Origin of the sequence: Mesorhizobium amorphae CCNWGS0123 (assembly GCF_001686985.1) — a bacterium.
Taxonomy (GTDB): Bacteria; Pseudomonadota; Alphaproteobacteria; order Rhizobiales; family Rhizobiaceae; genus Mesorhizobium; species Mesorhizobium amorphae.
The window spans coordinates 765,311-784,142 of the sequence record NZ_CP015318.1 but is presented as its reverse complement, the minus strand read 5'-3'; the positions used below and the strand labels follow the sequence as shown (position 1 = coordinate 784,142).

The 18,832-nt window shown below is 64.6% G+C and carries 19 protein-coding genes and 1 tRNA gene; 13 read left to right on the top strand and 7 right to left on the bottom strand.

Annotated elements, in window-relative coordinates; all coding sequences use genetic code 11:
- Positions 1-42 precede the first annotated feature (42 nt).
- Positions 43-231 (bottom strand): hypothetical protein, encoded by a 189-nt coding sequence (locus A6B35_RS03730; protein ID WP_006203507.1) that lies wholly within the window; start codon positions 229-231, stop codon positions 43-45.
- A gap of 81 nt (positions 232-312) precedes the next feature.
- Positions 313-612, bottom strand: coding sequence for a DUF1236 domain-containing protein (locus A6B35_RS03725; RefSeq protein ID WP_006203506.1), 300 nt, complete (start codon positions 610-612; stop codon positions 313-315).
- 1,018 nt (positions 613-1,630) lie between these two features.
- Between A6B35_RS03725 and A6B35_RS03720 the strand changes: the two genes are divergently transcribed.
- Both A6B35_RS03720 and A6B35_RS03715 read left to right on the top strand, forming a co-directional pair.
- Positions 1,631-1,819: a DUF3606 domain-containing protein gene (locus A6B35_RS03720; protein WP_006203503.1), complete on the top strand. Its 189-nt coding sequence runs from the start codon at positions 1,631-1,633 to the stop codon at positions 1,817-1,819.
- Positions 1,819-2,070, top strand: coding sequence for a helix-turn-helix domain-containing protein (locus A6B35_RS03715; protein ID WP_006203502.1), 252 nt, complete (start codon positions 1,819-1,821; stop codon positions 2,068-2,070). Before A6B35_RS03720 ends, A6B35_RS03715 begins: the two co-directional genes overlap by 1 nt.
- A gap of 214 nt (positions 2,071-2,284) precedes the next feature.
- Here A6B35_RS03715 and A6B35_RS03710 read toward each other — a convergent pair whose 3' ends face one another.
- Positions 2,285-2,539 carry a DUF982 domain-containing protein gene (locus tag A6B35_RS03710; protein WP_006203501.1) on the bottom strand — a complete coding sequence of 85 codons (255 nt, stop codon included), beginning with the start codon at positions 2,537-2,539 and terminating at the stop codon, positions 2,285-2,287.
- 210 nt (positions 2,540-2,749) lie between these two features.
- Positions 2,750-2,824: transfer RNA gene (locus A6B35_RS03705), tRNA-Gly, on the bottom strand.
- 212 nt (positions 2,825-3,036) lie between these two features.
- On the opposite strand from A6B35_RS03705, the gene A6B35_RS03700 reads away from it, so the two are divergent.
- From A6B35_RS03700 to A6B35_RS03685, 4 genes are all read left to right on the top strand, one after another.
- Positions 3,037-3,534 (top strand): prolyl-tRNA synthetase associated domain-containing protein, encoded by a 498-nt coding sequence (locus A6B35_RS03700; protein ID WP_006203500.1) that lies wholly within the window; start codon positions 3,037-3,039, stop codon positions 3,532-3,534.
- 85 nt (positions 3,535-3,619) lie between these two features.
- Positions 3,620-4,612 (top strand): thioredoxin, encoded by a 993-nt coding sequence (gene trxA / locus A6B35_RS03695; RefSeq protein ID WP_006203499.1) that lies wholly within the window; start codon positions 3,620-3,622, stop codon positions 4,610-4,612.
- Positions 4,613-4,792: 180 nt separating this feature from the next.
- Complete coding sequence (locus A6B35_RS03690; protein WP_006203498.1) at positions 4,793-5,464, top strand: LON peptidase substrate-binding domain-containing protein; 672 nt, start codon at positions 4,793-4,795, stop codon at positions 5,462-5,464.
- A 32-nt stretch (positions 5,465-5,496) separates the two neighbouring features.
- Positions 5,497-5,739 carry a Trm112 family protein gene (locus A6B35_RS03685; protein ID WP_065518149.1) on the top strand — a complete coding sequence of 81 codons (243 nt, stop codon included), beginning with the start codon at positions 5,497-5,499 and terminating at the stop codon, positions 5,737-5,739.
- Positions 5,740-5,785: 46 nt separating this feature from the next.
- Here the strand turns inward: A6B35_RS03685 and A6B35_RS03680 are convergent, their stop codons facing one another.
- Positions 5,786-6,208, bottom strand: a complete 423-nt coding sequence (locus A6B35_RS03680) for a metallopeptidase family protein (RefSeq protein ID WP_006202736.1) — start codon at positions 6,206-6,208, stop codon at positions 5,786-5,788.
- 181 nt (positions 6,209-6,389) lie between these two features.
- Here A6B35_RS03680 and A6B35_RS03675 point away from each other — a divergent pair, with 181 nt between their 5' ends.
- The 3 genes from A6B35_RS03675 to A6B35_RS03665 are packed head-to-tail and all read left to right on the top strand — an operon-like array spanning position 6,390 to position 12,176.
- On the top strand, positions 6,390-7,415 hold the full coding sequence (locus A6B35_RS03675; protein ID WP_040582914.1) for an ImuA family protein: 1,026 nt from the start codon (positions 6,390-6,392) through the stop codon (positions 7,413-7,415).
- Positions 7,357-8,826, top strand: a complete 1,470-nt coding sequence (locus A6B35_RS03670) for a DUF6504 family protein (RefSeq protein WP_040582918.1) — start codon at positions 7,357-7,359, stop codon at positions 8,824-8,826. The genes A6B35_RS03675 and A6B35_RS03670 overlap by 59 nt, the downstream gene beginning before the upstream one ends.
- Positions 8,823-12,176, top strand: a complete 3,354-nt coding sequence (locus A6B35_RS03665) for an error-prone DNA polymerase (protein WP_006202733.1) — start codon at positions 8,823-8,825, stop codon at positions 12,174-12,176. Before A6B35_RS03670 ends, A6B35_RS03665 begins: the two co-directional genes overlap by 4 nt.
- A gap of 86 nt (positions 12,177-12,262) precedes the next feature.
- Here A6B35_RS03665 and A6B35_RS03660 read toward each other — a convergent pair whose 3' ends face one another.
- A complete protein-coding gene (locus A6B35_RS03660) occupies positions 12,263-12,469 on the bottom strand; it encodes a DUF1737 domain-containing protein (protein ID WP_006202732.1) in 207 nt (68 codons plus the stop codon).
- Between the two features lie 48 nt (positions 12,470-12,517).
- Positions 12,518-13,396 carry an HpcH/HpaI aldolase/citrate lyase family protein gene (locus tag A6B35_RS03655; protein WP_006202731.1) on the bottom strand — a complete coding sequence of 293 codons (879 nt, stop codon included), beginning with the start codon at positions 13,394-13,396 and terminating at the stop codon, positions 12,518-12,520.
- Between the two features lie 350 nt (positions 13,397-13,746).
- Between A6B35_RS03655 and A6B35_RS03650 the strand changes: the two genes are divergently transcribed.
- Genes A6B35_RS03650 through A6B35_RS03635 form a run of 4 tightly spaced genes read left to right on the top strand, consistent with a single transcriptional unit; the run spans position 13,747 to position 18,748 of the window.
- Positions 13,747-15,279, top strand: coding sequence for a DUF4153 domain-containing protein (locus A6B35_RS03650; protein ID WP_006202730.1), 1,533 nt, complete (start codon positions 13,747-13,749; stop codon positions 15,277-15,279).
- Positions 15,280-15,282: 3 nt separating this feature from the next.
- The gene (locus A6B35_RS03645; protein ID WP_006202729.1) at positions 15,283-15,975 is read left to right on the top strand and encodes a response regulator transcription factor; all 693 of its coding nucleotides are present in this window, start codon (positions 15,283-15,285) and stop codon (positions 15,973-15,975) included.
- A gap of 59 nt (positions 15,976-16,034) precedes the next feature.
- Positions 16,035-17,552 carry a sensor histidine kinase gene (locus tag A6B35_RS03640; protein ID WP_100084786.1) on the top strand — a complete coding sequence of 506 codons (1,518 nt, stop codon included), beginning with the start codon at positions 16,035-16,037 and terminating at the stop codon, positions 17,550-17,552.
- A 29-nt stretch (positions 17,553-17,581) separates the two neighbouring features.
- Entirely contained in the window at positions 17,582-18,748 is a 1,167-nt protein-coding gene (locus tag A6B35_RS03635; RefSeq protein WP_006202727.1) for an NAD(P)/FAD-dependent oxidoreductase, read from the top strand.
- The last annotated feature ends 84 nt before the right edge of the window (positions 18,749-18,832 follow it).

The following is an 18,832-nucleotide window of genomic DNA, read 5'->3' as shown; positions in this document are numbered from 1 at the left end:
CGGAGCCCGGCGGGCTCGCCGGTCAGGCTCGCCGGCTCGGGATCAGCAACAAAACGAAATAGCGATGAGGTCGTCAGCGTCGATCCTGCCCTGGCCATCGTCCATGATAGCCGCGACCCTTTGAAAGGTCTTCATTTCATCATCGGTGATCTCGGCCCCTCGCATCCTCTCTTTCAGGTCAGTCACGCGCAGTTCCAAGTCTGGGGACCTTCCGATTTCACAGTTCGACATGGGTCAAATCTCCTCGTTGTTTGAATTTAAAAAGCCCGCCGCTCATTTCTGTGCGGCGGGCTTTCAGCTAAAGCGCTTGGCTCATTCGTAAACCTTGATGATCTTGCGCGTGCCCGGATCCACGAGGACCGTTCGGTTGTCGATCACGACGTAGCGGTATTGCACGTCGGGGACTTCACGCAGCTCGACCGTATCGGGAAGAGCCGTGCCGATATTGAGCTCCACGCCGGGAAGGGTCACTGAAGCCAGGGGCTGCTTCTTCACATATTCCCGGATGACGGTTTCCTGCTCCGGCTGAATGATCACGGTGTCGGCGGCGGCTGCACCGATACCGGCGAGCAGCAAAAACCCGGCAGCGGCCGCGGTGAGATGGATTCTCATAGTTTCCTCCTAGTGGTGTGAGTTGCGCCAGACGACATCGTCTTCACGCCAGAAGCTCACCCAACGCCAGCCATTTGCAAACGTTCCTTGGCTGGGCCTTCGGTCTGAATTGGTGTCGGACCTTTGTGCATTTGTCAGGCGCAATAGGCGACGGCCGGAACCGCGATGGCCGGCATTCGTTGCACCGCTGCAAGTTCATTGGGAGGAACTCATGGAGAAGAGTGTCGACCAGGCACGCTGGTTACTCGCACCGATGTTCGCTGTCGCCATCATGTTCTTGGCGATTGGAATAGCGCTTGGCTAAATTCCAAGATGACACAAGAACAATCGTTTGAATGGAATCTGCGCAGTCAAGTCCCTTCCTGCGCCGATAGGGTTCGCGAGCCGCCACCGGCGGTTTGTGAACCCTCAATTTGCACCGTGCGCAATGCCTGCCTCGGCAGGCCGCGCACTTGTTTCATGGTTGCCTAGACTGGGAGGTTTTGATGGATCGGCGATCATTCTTGACGGCAATGTTTGGTGTTGCGGGGGCGGCGGCCCTTGCCAGCACGGTTCGACCACTCAATGCGGTGGCCGGGGTTCCGAATGTCGGGCCCGGCATTCTCGATGAGCTCGACGCGCCGGACACGGAGCCTTTCGACGACGATGGCACGCAGCCACAGCCTGTCTATCATCGCCGCTGGCATCGCCGCCGCAGGCGTCGCGTCTGGAGACGGTACTGCCGCAGCTATTGGCGCTATGGCTATCGGCGCAGGCGGTGCTATCGCCGGCGTGTCTGGATCCGATTTGGGTTTTAGCGTTAGCTGCTTGACCTTGCCTCGGTGGTCTGTTCCGCCGAGGCAAGAACGCACGCCCTCCAGCTTGGGGAAGCTGCGGCAACACGTTCGAATCTCCGCGCAACTATTGATTCAAATTCGAAACCGCATGGTTGTTTCGGCTCCGTTGGCTCTCGCTTGAATAAGTGCGGTGGAACATTAGCCGACGGCCATTGTTCTCCTTCCACCAGGGAGGAGCCCCCATGACCGACGACAAAATCAAAAGTGATTTCCGTGAACGCGACCGGGTGTCGAGCGACGAGGGATATGAGGTCGCCTACTTTGCGAGGAAATTCCAACTTACGATCCCCGAGGTTCGCGAGCTTATCAAGAGGCATGGCAATGATCGGCCGACGCTGGAACGCGAGGCGAAAGCGATTGCAAGCCGGTGATGACACCAGAGCATTCGAGGGCAGCACGGGCGCTCTTGAACTGGTCGCAGGTGCGGCTCGCCGTCAGGTGCGGTCTTGGCGACGGGACGATACGCGACTTTGAAAGAGGACGCAGGACCCTACGTCCGGAGAAGCTGGCGGCAATACGGCAGGCGTTTGAGGTAGCCGGTGTGGTCTTCACTGCCGCAGGGCCGTCACGAACCAACCTCGCGGAGGGTGAGGTCGGGATAATCGGCAACAGCGAAATGTAGTTTTCGCATCTCAAACTCGCCCAGCCCCAAGCGCATGGTGCAGGCAGCGATCTATGGGTCGAACGCGGCAACTGCGGCGGCCCGGCGATTCCGGTCGGTCAAGGCCCAGTCCGCTTTGCCTTGCAGTCGTTCGTCCGCACGGCCAACGTCCCAATCAACCATGGTGCCAGAAAGAAGCGGCGACCGACGAAGGTGGCCGAGGCGGCATAGGTATTCAATTTTCTTCTTCAATGCGGGGAAGGAGGCGACCATTCTCTATGGCGGCAATCCTGAAGCACCTCCTGGCCTCCTGCGGAGTCGCGTTGCCGGTCAGGGCGGCGGTGCAAGCGCGTGCCGCTCGGTTCCAGTGCGGGCCACGCTCGGTCCATGTCAGGAGTTCCTTGGACGCAGCCTGGACGTTGCTGATCAGAAGTCGGTGACCGGCATTGGTCTTCACAGGGACCTTGGGGCTGAACGAGAGGGCAGACATTAGGGAATGCTAATGGAAGTCGCGAACGTTGGGTAGAGCGGAGATGGGCGCAGGCTGTAGGCCGCTCGTCGGCCGGCCCTCATGTCTCGCCGCAAGCCCGCCCGCCGCCCGCCATCAGAGTTACCGCAAACGCCGGTGCTTGCCCCCGAAAACGAAAAAGGCCGGATTGATCCGGCCTTTTTCGTATGTGCTTGATCCCCGGAAGGAAACTGGAGCGGGTGAAGCGATTCGAACGCTCGACCCCAACCTTGGCAAGGTTGTGCTCTACCCCTGAGCTACACCCGCTCGCGCGGCTTTTGGGCCGCAAGCCGCGCCTATATGGCTGAAGAGCGCGGCGATTGCAACAGGGAAATGACGAGCTTTTTGGCCTAGCTCTCAAGTGCGACCGACTCCGTTTTGCGGTACCGAGGATTCGCCGGTCCGTTCCAGGACGGCCTTGCCGGGAGGGTACATTGGCCGTAAACGGCATGGCCCCGCTGGAGATGAAGAGAAGACCGATGCCGAAGACCGAAGCCGAGCTGTTAGCCTTTCTCGCCGACCTCGGCATCACTGTCTCGACGCGGCGGCACCCACCGCTCTATACGGTCGCCGATTCGCAGGCGCTGCGCGGCGAGATCCCCGGCGGCCACACCAAGAACCTGTTCCTGAAGGACAAGAAGGACAATTTCTTCCTGGTCAGCGTCGGCGAGGAGGCCGTGGTCGACCTCAAGCAGATCCACCAGCTGATCGGCGCCGCCAGCCGGGTCTCCTTCGGCAAGCCTGAGATGCTGATGGAGCTTCTCGGCGTCACGCCGGGCGCGGTCACGGTTTTCGGGCTGATCAACGACACCGGGCGGCGGGTCAAGGTGGTGCTCGACCAGGAGCTGATGGGGCATGATGTCATCAATGCCCATCCGCTGACCAATGAGGCGACGACCTCGATAGCTGCCGCCGATCTCGTCAAATTCGTCGAGGCAACCGGACACGATGCTGTTATCTTGAAAGTCTCGGCATGATCGCCACATGGATGGCGAAAACTGATCTCTAGGAAGGACGTTGCGCCCCTGCGCTGGTGGGCGGCGCGACTGGAAGGGCAACGACATGAGCGACAACAATCCGTTCGGCGGCCAATTCGGCAGCAATGCCGGCCAGTATGCCACCACCGTGCAATATGGCGGCACTGACGCAGAGCGCGCGAAAGCCGCGCTTGGCCAGGCGCCGGCGGACGTCATCAAGGATACGACGACGGCCGGCTTTGCCGCCGATGTCGTCCAGGAATCGCGCCGGCAGCCGGTTCTGGTCGATTTCTGGGCGCCCTGGTGCGGCCCGTGCAAGCAGCTGACGCCGCTGCTGGAAAAGGCGGTCAAGGCCGCCGGCGGTGCGGTCAAGCTGGTCAAGATGAACATCGACGAGCACCCCTCGGTCGCCGGCCAGCTCGGCATCCAGTCGATACCGGCGGTCATCGCCTTCAAGGACGGCCAGCCCGTGGACGGCTTCATGGGCGCCATTCCCGAGAGCCAGATCGGCGAGTTCATCAAGAAGATCGGCGGCAAGGCCGGCGGCGCCCCGCAAGTGGCCGAGGCGCTTGCCGCGGCTGCGGAAGCGCGCGAGGCCGGCGACGTCCAGACCGCGGCCGATATTTATGATGCCGTGCTGGAGCAGGCGCCGGAGACGATCGAGGCGATCGCCGGACTGGGCGAGCTTTTGTTCGAGGCCGGCGATGCGGACGGCGCGGAAGCCATCCTGGCCCGCGCGCCGGAAGCCAAGAAGGATGCGCCCGCACTTGCCGCGCTGCGCACCAAAATGGCGCTGGCTGCGCAGGCGGCCTCGCTCGGCAATCCGGCCGAGTTCGAGCGGCGGCTGGCCGCCAATCCGGACGATCATCAGGCACGGTTCGACCTCGCCATGATCCAGAACGCCAAGGGCGAGCGCACGCAGGCGGCCGACAATCTTCTGGCGATCATCAAGGCCGACCGGACCTGGAACGAGGACGGCGCCAAGGCGCAGCTGCTGAAATTCTTCGAAGCCTGGGGCATGACCGACGAGGCGACGCTCGCGGCGCGGCGCAAACTGTCGTCGCTGCTGTTTTCCTGAGGCGCTTTGCCAGCTGTTTTTGCCCGGTGGGCTTGCGGCCGGCGGCCGGCGCGCCAGATTAGAGCAATTCCAGGAAAAGTGCGTAGCGGTTTTCCGTCCGGAATTGCGTGGATAGAGCGGTTCTGCGTTTGCGTGAAACGGTGAACGCTCCGGGACTGGCGAGGCGAAGGGAGCACTGACGTGCAGGTGGGAAATGCGCACTACCGGCGTGGCGCGGATCTGCCGTCGACGATCCCCGTGTTTCCGCTTGCCGGAGCGCTGCTTCTGCCCGGTGGCCGTATGCCGCTCAACATCTTCGAACCGCGCTATCTGCAGATGGTGGACGAGGCGATCGCCGGAACGCGGCTGATCGGCATCATCCAGCCCAGCCTCGATGGCGCCTTGCGCGACGACGGCGAGCCGGAGCTGTGCAATGTCGGCTGCGCCGGGCGCATCATCTCGCTGGCCGAGAGTGGCGACGGCCGCTACCTGATCTCGCTGCAGGGCGTATGCCGCTTCCGCATTGCGCATGAAACCGCCGCCAAGACGCCGTTTCGCCAGTGCCGGATCACCCCCTTTCTGACCGATCTCGACGAGGACAAGGTCGGGGGCGAGGTCGACAGGCCGTCGCTGCTCAAGGCGTTTCGCGCCTATCTGCAGGCCAATGATCTGGAGGCCGACTGGGAAAGCGTCAGCCGCGCCGAAAACGCCATGCTGGTCAACGCGCTGTCGATGATGGCGCCCTACGGACCGGCGGAAAAACAGGCGCTGCTCGAGGCGGCGGATTTGAAGACGCGCGCCGAAACGCTGATCGCCATCACCGAGATGGCGCTGGCGCGCGAGAACGAGGACTTTGGCTCGAGCCTTCAATAGCTGGCCGGGTACATCGGAGTGGGGGAGAAAGAATGGCGGCGGACGGGCGTGAGGAAAAGAAGGTCGATCCGAAGCTGCTGGAGCTGCTGGCCTGCCCGTTGACCAAGGGGCCGCTGGCCTGGGATCCGGAGCGCGGCGAATTGATCTCCAGGGTGGCAAAGCTCGCCTATCCGGTCCGCGACGGCATCCCGATCATGCTGCCCTCGGAGGCACGGACGATTTCCGCCGATGATGTGCTGCCGCCCGCGCCGCCGCGCCTGAGCGGACCGTCCTGAGCCGCACAGGGCGGAAGCCGGTGAATGTCGACGAGGATGCAGGGCTTTATTCGGCCGCCTCTTCGATCCGCTCCATATCGTCGTCCGACAGGCCGAAATGATGGCCGATCTCGTGGATCAGCACATGGGTGACGATGTCGCCCAGCGTCTCCTCGTTTTCGGCCCAGTAGTCGAGGATGGCGCGGCGGTAGAGCGTGACGCGGTTCGGGCCCTCGCCGGTCTGCGGGTTCCAGCGCTCGGCGATGCCGCGGCCCTCGAACAGGCCGAGCAGGTCGAACGGCGTTTCCAGCGACAGATCGTCCATGATCTCGTCGGTCGGGAAGTCGGCGATCTGGATGACGATCTCGCCGGTCAGTTTGCGGAATTCCTCCGGCAGATGGGCGTAGGCCTCCAGCGCCAGGAACTCCATCTCCTCCATCGACGGCGAAAGCTGGTCGTGCCAGGTGCGGGTCTTGTAGATGCGGGCCATGCTTTGTCCTTTGATCCCGGCATATAGGCTTTCACGCCGGTCCAGGCAAATAAGCGGGCTGCGTCACGACCACCGCGCCTCAGGGCAGGAATAAATTCCCCATGACTCTGCTTGACTCTTTTAGTGCCCTCTGGAATCTATAGGAACATAACAGGAACAATGCTGCTGAAAGTTGACCGTCATGGCGATGACCGCCGTGGCGCGGGAGACCGTTTTTGCCCTGCGCCGCCAGATCGCGAAGATCGAGGGAACGCTGCCCGAGCGCCTGGCGGCGCCGGCCGGCACGCGGCCTGACGCGCGCGCTGACACCGATGCCAGCGGTATCGCGCCCGAACGCACGCCCGAGATCACAATTCTCCGGCGCGGCGTTGCCGTAGCCTCGCCGGATGCATTTTTGCGTACCGGTGTCGAGCGTCTCGATACAGCGCTCAGCGGCGGTCTGCCGAAGGCGGCACTGAGCGAAATCCACGGGCTGGAAACCCGCGACGCCGGGGCCGTCGCCGGCTTTGCCCTGTCGCTCACCAGCCTGATCCTCAGGCAAGAGCCGCATTTGCCGGTTCTCTGGATCGGCACATCGGAAATTTTCCGCGAGGCCGGTTTTCCCTATGCCAGGGGGCTGCATGGCCTGTTCGGCATCGAACCGGAACAGCTTCTGTTTTCCGAGGCGCCAAAACTTGTCGATGCGCTGTGGATCGCCGAGGAGGCCGCCCGCATGACGGCGCTCGCCGCCGTCATCCTCGAAATCCGCGGCTGCCCGCAGCGGCTTGACCTCACCGCGACAAGGCGTCTGCACGCGCGGGCGCAAAACGCCGGCCGGCCGGTCCTGCTTTTGCGCCAGGCCGGCGAGGCAGAACCCACCGCAGCACCCGTGCGCCTCATCGTGTCGGCCGCACCCTCGGCAAGCCGCGACACCATTGCCGGGCCGCTCGCCGGCTCGATCGGCCGCCCCGCCTTCACCGTCAGCATCGGCAAGAGCCGCACCGCTCTGCCCGGTCAATTCACACTGGAGTGGAACCCCAATGAACACGCTTTTGAGGAAAGAACAGAGAATCCTGTCGCTGTGGTTCCCGCATCTGGCCGCCGAACGCATCCTGCGCCAGCGTCTGGGGCGGTCCTGGCGTTCCCGACCGTCGGATCATTTGCCGCTGGTGATCAGCCATCGCGACCGCAACGCCCAGCGCATATCAGCCCTCGACGAGCGGGCTGAGGTGCTGCGCCTGAAGCGCGGCATGGGCATCGCCGATGCGCGCGCCATGCATCCGTCGATCGATATCGTCGAAGCCGATCCGGAGGCCGACCGCCGCCTGCTCGAAGGCCTCGCCGACTGGTGCGACCGCTACACGCCGCTGGTGGCGCTCGACGGTGCCGACGGCCTGTTCCTCGATGTCACCGGCTGCACCCATCTGTTCGGCGGCGAACGCACGATGCTGGACGAGATCCTCACGCGCTTCTTCCATCAGGGTTTTGACGTCCGCGCCGGGCTGGCCGCGACGCCCGGTGCCGCCTGGGCGGCGGCGCGCTTTTGCGGCGACCGCATCGTCGCCGGCGGCGAGGAGGAGGCGCTTCTGGCGCCCCTGCCGCTGGCAGCACTCCGCATCGAGCCCGAGATCCGCGCCAGCCTGGAAAGCGTCGGGCTGCGCACGGCGGGCGCGGTGATGGCGGCCCCGCGCGCCCCGCTTGCCCGCCGCTTCGGCGCCACGCTGCTGTTGCGTCTCGACCAGGCGCTTGGCCGCCTCGACGAGGCGGTGTCGCCGCGCCTGCCGGTGGCGCCGCTGTCGGTCGAACGCCATCTTTCCGAACCCATCATGCTGACCGCCGACATTGAGCGGCTGGTGAGCCTTTTGGCGCGGGCGCTGAAGAGCGATCTCGAACGCCGCGGCGAGGGCGCCAGGATGCTGGCGCTGCTGCTGTTCCGCGTCGACGGCGCCGTCAGCCGCATCGCTGTCGGCACCTCGCGCCCCCTGCGCGAGCCCGTGCTGATCCAGAAACTGTTCCACGAAAGGCTTGCCGCGCTGGAGCAGGACATCGATGCCGGTTACGGTTTCGACCTGGTGCGCCTTTCGGTGCTGTCGGCCGCCGCCTTCGACATGCAGCAGGCCGACCTTGCCGGCGAGGCGGAGGACAGCGACGCCGACATCGCGCTGTTCGCCGACCGCATCCGCGCCCGCCTTGGCGAAGCCGCGGTGCTGAGGCCGGTTGTCGTCGAGAGCCATCTGCCGGAGCGCGCCGTCACCACTGTCCCCTTTTCGGAAGCGCCGCAAAGGCGCGCACCGCCGAGGCAGCGTAACACCCCGCCGGCGACCGTCTTTCCGCCGGAGCGGCCGATCCGGCTGTTCCGCTCGCCCGAGCCGATCGAGGTGCCGGCCACCGAAATGCCGGAGGGACCGCCGATGAATTTCCGCTGGCGGCGCGCGCTCTACCGCGTCGCGCGCGCCGAAGGGCCGGAACGCATCGCGCCGGAATGGTGGCGCCGGCAGCCAGGCGAGGAAGAGGCGCCGACCCGCGATTATTTCCGCATCGAGGACAGCGACGGCCGCCGCTACTGGCTCTATCGCCAGGGCCTCTACGGTGCTTCCGAGGTGCCGCCGCGCTGGTTCATGCACGGGGTTTTCGCATGAATGCGCTGGCCGCCATCCCCTATGCCGAGTTCGGCATCCAGTCGAACTTCTCCTTCCTGCGCGGCGCCTCGAAGCCGGAGGAACTGGTGGTGGCGGCAAAGTACCTTGGCTTCTCCTCGATCGGGCTGGCCGACCGCAACACGGTAGCCGGCGTCGTGCGCGCCTGGCAGCAGGCCAAGGTCGAAGGCCTTGCCTATCATCCCGGTTGCCGCCTGGTGTTTGGCGACGGCACGCCCGACATCCTCGCCTATCCGCAGGACCGCAAGGGCTGGGGGCATCTGTGCCGCATGCTGACGCAGGCCAATCTGCGCGACGAGAACGAGAAGGGCGCGACGCTGCTCAGGTTTTCCGACCTCCTCGAATGGGGCGACCTGCTGTCGCTGGCGATCCTGCCCGACCTGCAGATGGGCGTCGAAGACAGCCTTGCCTTGATTAGCCGGCTCAAGGACAGGTTCGGCAAAGCGCTTCGGCTTGCCGTTGCGCCGGATTATCGCGGCAACGACCGTTTTCGGATCGAGCAGGCCGCAAGCATGGCTGACATGACCGGCGTGCCGCTGATGGCGACCAACGATGTTCTCTACCACAGCGCCGAACGCCGCTCGCTGCAGGACGTGCTGACGGCGATCCGCCTCAACACACCCGTTGCCGAAGTCGGGCTGGAATTGACGGCCAATGCCGAGCGCCATCTGAAGCCGTCGCTCGAGATGGCCCGGCTTTTCCGCAGGCATCCGCAGGCGCTGGCGGAGACGCTGCGCTTTGCCGGGGAGCTGAGCTTCTCGCTGAGTGACCTCCAATACAACTATCCCGACGAGCCGACGGAATCGGGTCTTGGGCCGCAGGCCGAGCTTGAACGATTGGCCAGGGAGGGGGCCGCCACGCGCTACCCGGCGGGCGTCCCTGCTTCCGTGACGCAGCGCATCGAGGAAGAGCTCGCCCTGATCGAACGGCTGAACTACGCGCGCTACTTTTTGACCGTCCACGACATCGTCAAATTCGCCCGCAACCAGAATATCCTCTGCCAGGGTCGCGGCTCCGCCGCCAATTCCATCGTCTGCTTCTGCATCGGCATCACCGAAGTCGGGCCGGACCGCATCGACACGCTGTTCGAGCGTTTCATCTCCGAGGAAAGAAACGAGCCGCCCGACATCGACGTCGACTTCGAGCATGAGAAGCGCGAAATCGTCATCCAGTACATCTACGAAAAATACAGCGCCAAGCGTACCGCTTTGGCCGCCGCCGTCATCAGCTATCGCGGCCGCTCGGCGCTGCGCGAGGTCGCCAAGGCCATGGGCCTGTCGGAGGATGTCCGCAGTGCATTGTCCAGCTCGATCTGGGGCTGGTCGACCTCGGAGCTCGGCGAAAAGGAGGCGAGCGCCGGCGGCATCGACCGCAGCGATCCGCTGGCCAGGCAGGTGATCGAGCACGCCAACGAGATCATGGGCTTTCCCCGTCATCTCTCCCAGCATGTCGGCGGCTTCGTCATCACCAGGGACCGGCTCGATGAGATCGTGCCCATCGTCAAGACGGCGATGGAGGAGCGCAAGATGGTCGAATGGGACAAGGACGACCTTGATGCGGTGAAGATCCTCAAGGTCGACGTACTGGCGCTCGGCATGCTGACCTGCCTGAAGCGCGCCTTCACCCTGCTCACGGATCATTATCCGGATGCGCGGGACCGGTATGGCCAACCCTATGTGCTGGCCACTCTCCCGCCCGAGCACAAGGACGTCTACGACATGATCTGCCGCGCCGATACGCTCGGCGTCTTCCAGATCGAATCGCGCGCCCAGATGTCGATGCTGCCGCGCCTTCGGCCGAAGAGTTTCTATGACCTCGTCATCGAAGTGGCGATCGTGCGGCCGGGCCCGATCCAGGGCGACATGGTTCATCCCTATTTGCGTCGCCGGCAGGGCAAGGAAAAGCCCGAGTATCCGAAGCCAGAACTGGAGAAGATCCTCGGCAAGACGCTGGGCGTGCCGCTGTTCCAGGAGCAGGCGATGAAGATCGCCATCGTCGCCGGCGGCTTCCGGCCGGGCGAAGCCGACGAATTGCGCCGCGCCATGGCCACCTTCAAGCGCACCGGCACGATCGGCAATTACCGCCAGCGCATGATCGACGGCATGGTCGGCAGGGGCTACCAGAAGGATTTCGCCGAGCGCTGCTTCAAGCAGATCGAGGGTTTTGGCGAATATGGCTTTCCCGAGAGCCATGCCGCGTCCTTCGCGCTGCTGGTCTATGCCTCCTGCTGGTTCAAGACCTTCTATCCCGACGTGTTCTGCGCCGCGATCCTTAATTCCCAGCCGATGGGGTTTTACCAGCCGGCCCAGCTTGTCCGCGACGCAAGCGACCATGGCGTCGAGGTTCGCGACGTCGATATCAATTTCTCCATCTGGGACTGCACTCTGGAGGACTCCTCTTTCGATCCCGCCCGCATCCTCTCACGCCATGCCGAAATGCGCGGCGTCATCCGCACCCACCATGCCGTGCGGCTCGGCTTCCGCCAGATCAAGGGCCTGTCGGAGGATCGCATGAAGCAGTTCGTCGACCGGCGCGGCTCCGGCTACGAGACCGTCAGGGACGTCTGGCTGCGCTCCGGCCTCGATGTCGACGAGATCGAGAAACTGGCACAGGCCGACGCTTTCCGTTCGATCGGCCTCGACCGCCGCGCGGCACTGTGGGCGGTGCGGGCGCTCGACGGCAAGAGTGCGGCCGAAAAACTGCCGCTGTTCGACCAGAAGGATATCCGTCTGCGCGAGCTGGAGCCCGAGACGAGGCTGCCCACAATGCCGCTCGGCGAGCATGTCATCCATGACTACCGCTCGCTCGGCCTGTCGCTTAAGGCGCATCCGGTGGCCTTCCTGCGCGAGCGGCTGGACCGCGCTGGCGTCACGCCGAATGCGCGCCTCCTGTCCGTCCGGGATGGCAGGCGAGTATCCGTCGCCGGCCTCGTTCTGGTGCGCCAGCGTCCCGGCAAAGGCAACGCCATTTTCCTGACGCTGGAGGACGAGCATTCGGTTGCCAACATCATCTTCTGGGAAAGGACCTTCACCCGCTTCCGGCCCATCGTCATGGGCGCGCGCTTCATCCGCGTCACCGGCAAGCTGCAGTCGGAATCAGGTGTCATCCATATCGTCGCGGAGAAGGTCGAGGATCTGACACCCTGGCTGTCAGCGTTGCTGGAGGAGGCCGCGGGCCATCCAGGCTCCGATCCGAAGAGTGACCCGGCGAGACCGGCAAATCCGGATCGCTCCAGCCCGCCCGCTACTCGCAACATGCCGGCCGGACAGGACATCGCAACCTTGTCGGGCAAGGCGGAAAGCGTCATGCCCAAGGGGCGGAATTTTCAGTAGAGCGTGGCGCGCGCCTATCCCGTCGTCTTCCCGGGGTCTTCGCGACTGCTGCGCCCCAGGATGACGAATGTTGAGCGCCTCAGTGACTACCAGTCGCTGAGCTTGGTGTCGGGCCCGTATTCCTGGCCATCGACGTCCTTCACCACCGCCTGGCCGCAACGCATGGTCTTGGTCTTCTTGTCGTAGGCGTAGGTCGGCGAGCCGAACAGGTGCCAGCCCTTGTTCAGCGCCGCCGTCACCTTGTGGCAGAAGGTGTTGTCGTCCGGAGCGGACAGAAAGCGGTAGAGTTTCATGTTTTAGTTCCTGTCGTGAGTACCTATGGCCCGCGCTCTACGCGGGCATCATGCGCCGATGGCCGCCGCCTTCGCCAGCAGTTTTTCGGCCTGCGCCAGATGCAGCCGCTCGACCATTTTGCCGTTCAGCGCGATCACACCCTTGCCGGCATTTTCGGCAAGCGCGAAGGCCTCTTTCACCGCGCGGGCCGCGGCCACGGCTTCGGGTGACGGCGCAAAGGCACGGTTGGCGGCTTCGATCTGGGCCGGATGGATGAGCGACTTGCCGTCGAACCCCATGGCGGCGGCTTCCGCGCATTCGCGCGCCAGGGCATCCAAATCGCGAAAATCATTGGTGACGCCGTCGAGAATATCGAGACCGCCGGCGCGCGCGGCCAGCACCATCTGCATCAACCAGGGCATGAGATAGCGCCGGTCCGGCGTGGCCAAGATGCCGGTCTCCTTGATCAGATCATTCGTTCCGGAAACGAAACAAGCGAGCCGCGAGGCCGGGTCGCGGCCCAGTTCGGCTATGGCGCCGATGTTGAGCAAGGCCTTCGGCGTCTCGATCATCGCCCAGATCTTGACCGTATCCGGGGCGAAATTGTCGTCGAGCACGTCGCCGGCCTCGAGGATGTCGCGCGGCCTGACGACCTTGGGCAACAGGATGCCGTCGGCCTCGACCTTCGCCGCCGCCAGCACATCGTCGAGGCCCCATTCGCTGGACAGCGCATTGACGCGCACGATCATTTCGCAGCGCCACTTCGGGCGGCCGCCAAGGATGCCCGCCAGCTTTTCCCGTGCCGCGACCTTGTCGGCGGGTGCGACGGCGTCTTCGAGGTCGATGATGATGGCGTCGCAGGCAAGCGAAGCGATCTTGGCCAGCGCCTTGTCGTTCGAGCCGGGAATGTAGAGCACCGAGCGGCGCGGGCGGTAGGTTTCAGTCATGCCCGATCTATGCCGCCTGCCGAAGGCTGAGGCAAGCACAGAGCTGACGCGTTGGAGATGAGCCAACGTCCCGAAAGGATGCGGGCTATTGCCCGATCCTGCACGAAAACTGCACGCAATTGCGGAAAACCTCCTCCAATCCGCCGCGTCTCTTCCCTGCCTGCCTGCGAGACAGGCGGCATGCAACAGCGAACAAAACTCCGTTGGTCCCTGCCCTGGCGACTGCGCAGCGAAGGCTGGTGGCTCGTCGATCCGCCAAAGGTCCGCCCGACGGCGTGCCTGCTGCCCTTCGTCCCGAGATCGCGGCCGCGCTATGCCGGCCGCGCGGCACAAGCGAGGACCATCCGCTCATGACGACGTTGCCTATCCCGAGTTATTGCAGCCGCTTCGGCCTCGCCGTGCTGCTGGTCGCGCTGGCGGATTTTCTGTTCTACGGCCAGCCCGCAGGCATCAATTTCCTGCTGTTCGCCATCCTGATCGCCGGTGCGATCGTGGCCGTGCATCCTTCGGCCTTCAGCGACGCCAGGCTCTGGCTCAAACCCGCCGCCCTGCTCGTCGCGCTACTGCCGCTGGTCGAAAACGTCAGCCCCTTATCCGTCTCGATCGCTCTTGTGGGCCTGGCGGTGTTCGCGCTTTCGCTTGCCGGACGGCTGCGTTCCAGCCTTGCCCGCATCGCCGGCCAGCTCTCGGTCTTCCTGCTCTCCGCGCCGTTCCGGCTCATTCGCGACTTCTTCCGCTGGCGCAAGGCGGCGCGTCGGCTTGGCCTGCGGCGCATTCGGTTGGCGGCCATCGCCGTCTGGGTGATGCCGCTGGCGCTCGGCGCGGTGTTCCTGGCCCTGTTCGGCGCCGCCAACCCGGTCATCGAATACTGGTTCACGCTGATCGACCTGTTCGCGCTGCTCGACCTTATCCAGCCGGCGCGGCTGGTCTTCTGGTTGCTGGTGCTTGCCGGCGTCTGGGCCTTTCTGCGCCCCCGCCTGCCGCGCATTGTTCGTCGCCTGCCGCGTTTGGCGCTGACCGTGCCTCCCGTTGCGCCGCCGCCGACAAAGTCCGTCACCACGATCGAGGACATCGTCTTCGGCAAGGCCGCGATCCTGCGCGCGCTGATCGTGTTCAACATCCTGTTTGCGATGCAGACCGGGCTCGACGCCACCTATCTCTGGGGCGGCGTCGCCCTCCCCGACGGGCTGACCTACGCCGCCTATGCGCATCGCGGCGCCTATCCCTTGATCGTGACCGCGCTGCTTGCCGCGGGCTTCGTGCTGGCGGCGCTGCGGCCGGGCAGCGAAACCTCCAATGATCCGCTGATCCGCCGGCTGGTCTATGCCTGGGTGGCGCAGAACATCGTGCTGGTCATTTCTTCGATCCTGCGGCTCGACCTCTATGTCGGCATCTACGCGCTGACCTATCTGCGCATCGCCGCCTTTGTCTGGATGGGGCTGGTGGCTGCGGGCCTGGCGCTGATTATCGCCCGCATCGCGCTCGGAAAATCCAGCGAGTGGCTGCTGTCCGCCAATCTTCTGACGTTATCGGCGACGCTTTATGCCTGCTCGTACATCAACTTCGCCGCGCTGATTGCCAACTACAATGTCGACCATTCCTACGAAATGAACGGCCCCGGCACCAGCCTCGATCTCTGGTATGTGCGCTCGCTTGGCCCCAGCGCCCTGCCGGCCCTCGATCGCTTTTTCGACCATCAACAGAAGGTGTTCCTCGCCGACCGCCGCGACGGCGTCGACGCGATGACCGAGGCCCGCTATCGCACCATACAGAGAAACTGGCGCGCCTGGAGCTTTCGCGACTGGCGACTTCTGCGCTATCTCGACAGGAACGGCGCGCTCGCGAATCCCGCCGTTTTTGAACCCTACGTGCCGGGCCGCTGATCGATGCCGCATAATATCCTGGTCGCCGACGACGATCCGCACATCCGCGAGATCATCTGCTTCGCGCTGGAAAAGGCGGGGATGAAGACGGTTTCGGTATCCGACGGCGCCGCCGCCTTGCAGGCGATCGAACGCCGAGCGCCCGATCTCGTCGTGCTCGATATCGGCATGCCGGAGATGGACGGGCTGGAGGTCTGCCGGCGGCTTAGGCAACATTCCGACGTGCCGGTGCTGTTCCTGTCGGCGCGCGATGAAGAGATCGACCGCATCCTCGGGCTGGAGATGGGCGGCGATGATTACGTCACCAAGCCGTTCAGCCCGCGCGAGCTGGTCGCGCGCGTCAACGTCATCCTGCGCCGCGCCCGCGCGGCCCCAGCCGAGAGCGACGAGCGGCAGTTCTCGCATGGCAGGCTGGTGCTGGTCCCGGCCAGCCATAGCGCCAGCTTCGACGGCAAGGCATTGGCGCTGACCTCGATTGAATTCGCCATCCTCAGAGGATTTCTTGCCCGGCCAGCGCATGTGCTTGCCCGCGAGGCAGTGATGGCCAGCGCCTATGCCGCCAACATCCATGTCGCCGACCGCACGGTCGACAGCCATATCCGCAACATCCGCGCCAAGCTGGCGGCGGCCGGCTGCGCCGACGCGATCGAGACCGTGCACGGCGTCGGCTTCCGGCTCGGCCGGTGCGGCGCGTGACCTCCGACAAATGGCGGCCGCGCCTTGCCACGGTCGTCATTGCCATTTTGGTCGTGGTGATGGCGCTGCCGCTGGTCGGCCTGTTCTTCTTCCGACTCTACGAGAACCAGCTGATCCGCCAGACCGAGGCGGAGCTCATCGCGCAAGGTGCCGTGCTTGCCGCCATCTATGCGCAGGATGTGCGCGAGGCCGGCATTCCTTTTGGGAAACTCGGCGTGCCGATGCCGCCGTCGGGAAGCGACGCTGAGAGCCGGAGCGACGAAGCCGATACATCCTACCGGCCGATCGAGCCGACCCTCGATCTCGCTTCGGACAATGTTCTTCCAACCCGGCCCGCTGCCGTCGCCGCCAATGCTGATCCGGCCTTCGCGGCAATCGGCGCGCGCCTGTCAGGCCTCCTTACGCAAACGCAAAAGACCACGCTGGCCGGCTTCCGTTTGCTCGACCCCAGGGGCGTGGTCATCGCCGGACGCGAAGAGGTCGGGCTGTCGCTTGGCGGGGTCGGGGAGGTTCGCGCAGCGCTTTCCGGCCGCTACGCCAGCGCGCTCAGGCTGCGGATCCCCGAGGAGCCGGCGCCACCCCTCTATTCGGTCAGCCGCGGCACCAAGGTGCGCGTCTTCGTCGCCATGCCGGTCGCCGTCGACGACAAGGTCGCCGGCGTGGTCTATCTGTCGCGAACGCCGAACAACATCGTCAAGCATCTCTATGGAGAGCGCGGCAAGGTGACGTTGGCGGCCATCGCCATTCTCGGCGGCACGCTGCTCATCGGGCTGGTCTTCCTGCGCACCGTCAGCCGGCCGATCTACGGGCTGATCGAACGGACACGGCGCATCGCCGCCGGCGACCGTACCGCGATGCGGCCGCTCGACCACCACGGTACGCGCGAAATGGCCGCGCTTTCCACGGCCTTCCTCGACATGGCCGAGAAGCTGCAGGCGCGCTCCGACAGCATCCAGACCTTTGCCACCCATGTCTCGCATGAGCTGAAATCGCCGCTGACGGCGATGCAGGGCGCGGCCGAGCTTTTGCGCGATTCCGGTTCGACGATGGACGAGGCCGAGCGGCGGCGGTTTTCCAACAACATCGTCACCGATGCCGGGCGGCTCAATCTGCTGGTACGCCGCCTGCTCGACCTGGCACGTGCAGAAAACCTTGCCCCCAGCGGCGATACCACCTCGATTGGTGCGGCACTGGCGCTGCTGCCGGCCGAAAACAGGCTGACGGCAAGCGTCGAGGCCGGCGGCGACATCGGCCTCAGCATCTCCGGCGAAAACGCGGCCATCGTGCTTGCCAATCTCATCGACAATTCGGCGCGGCACGGCGCCACCGCGGTTTCGCTCTCGGCGACCAGCGCGGACGGCAAGGCGACTATTTTTGTCAGCGACGACGGCGCCGGCATTTCGCCGAGCAACCGGGCCAAAATCTTCGAGCCGTTCTTCACCACGCGCCGCGAGTCCGGCGGCACCGGCATGGGGCTTGGCATCGTGCTGGCCCTCCTGAAAGCGCATGATGGCACGATCAGGCTGGTTGACTCCGAACGCGGCACGCGCTTCGAGATCACGCTGCCGGTTGCGTAAAGGATGCAGGCGGCGAAACGGAGAAAAAAGTGCGCTACGACATCGTCATCATCGGCGGAGCCATCGTCGGTTCCTCGGTTGCCTACTATCTGCGCGAGGAAGGCTTTACGGGCTCCATCGCGCTTGTCGAGCGCGACCCGCAATTCGCCCATGCGGCAACGACGCTGTCCATGGCCTCGATCCGCCAGCAATTTTCCATCCCGGAGAACATCCGCCTGTCGCAATTCACGCTGAAACTGTTCCGGCAGCTGAAGGAGACCTTTGGCGCCGATGCCGATATCGGCTTTCGCGAGGGCGGCTATCTCATTCTGGCCGGCGAGAACGGCCTGCCGACCCTCAAGGCAAACTATGATGCTCAGATCGCCGAGGGCGCCGACATCGTGCTCGAGGACGCCGAAGCACTGGTGCGCCGCTTCCCCTGGCTGTCGGCCGAAGGCATCACCGCCGGCGCCTATGGCCGCACCGGCGAGGGCTGGTTCGACGCGCATGCATTGCTGATGCTGTTCCGCAAGGCACTGCGGGCTAAAAAGATCGATTTCATTACGGCCGATGTCACCGGCATCGAGCGGCAGGGCGACCGTGTTGTGAGCGTGAGCCTCGATAACGGTGAAAAACTCGAAGCCGGCATCGTCGTCAATGCCGCCGGCCCGAATGCCGGCAAGGTCGCTGCTTTTGCCGGGCTGGTGCTGCCGGTCGAGCCGCGCAAGCGCAACGTCTTCGTCTTCGAGGCGCGCGAGAGATATGCCGACATGCCGCTGCTGGTCGACCCGAGTGGCATCTATGTGCGGCCCGAAGGCTCGGTCTATCTCACCGGCGGCGCCGAGCCGGAGGAAGGCGATCATGCTCCTGATCCCAAGGATTTCGAGGTCAACTGGCCCTTGTTCGAAGAGGTGATCTGGCCGGTGCTGGCGACGCGTATCCCGGCCTTCGAGGCGATCAAGCCGACGCGCGCCTGGGCCGGGCACTATGATTACAACACGCTCGACCAGAACGCAGTGATCGGTCCGCATCCCGAGGTTGCCAATTTCCTCTTCGCCAACGGATTCTCGGGCCACGGCCTGCAGCAGGCGCCGGCTGTCGGCAAGGCACTGGCCGAGCTGATCGTGCATGGCGGGTACAGGACGGTGGACTGCTCGGCCTTTGGGTATGGAAGGGTGGCCGAGGGGCGGGCGTTTCGGGAGTTGAATGTGATTTGAAGCTGCTCTAAGCCGCCGCCCGGACGAAGCCGCCATGGCAGATGGTGAGCCGCGTGCCGCAGGAGGGGCGATTGCGTCCGCTGA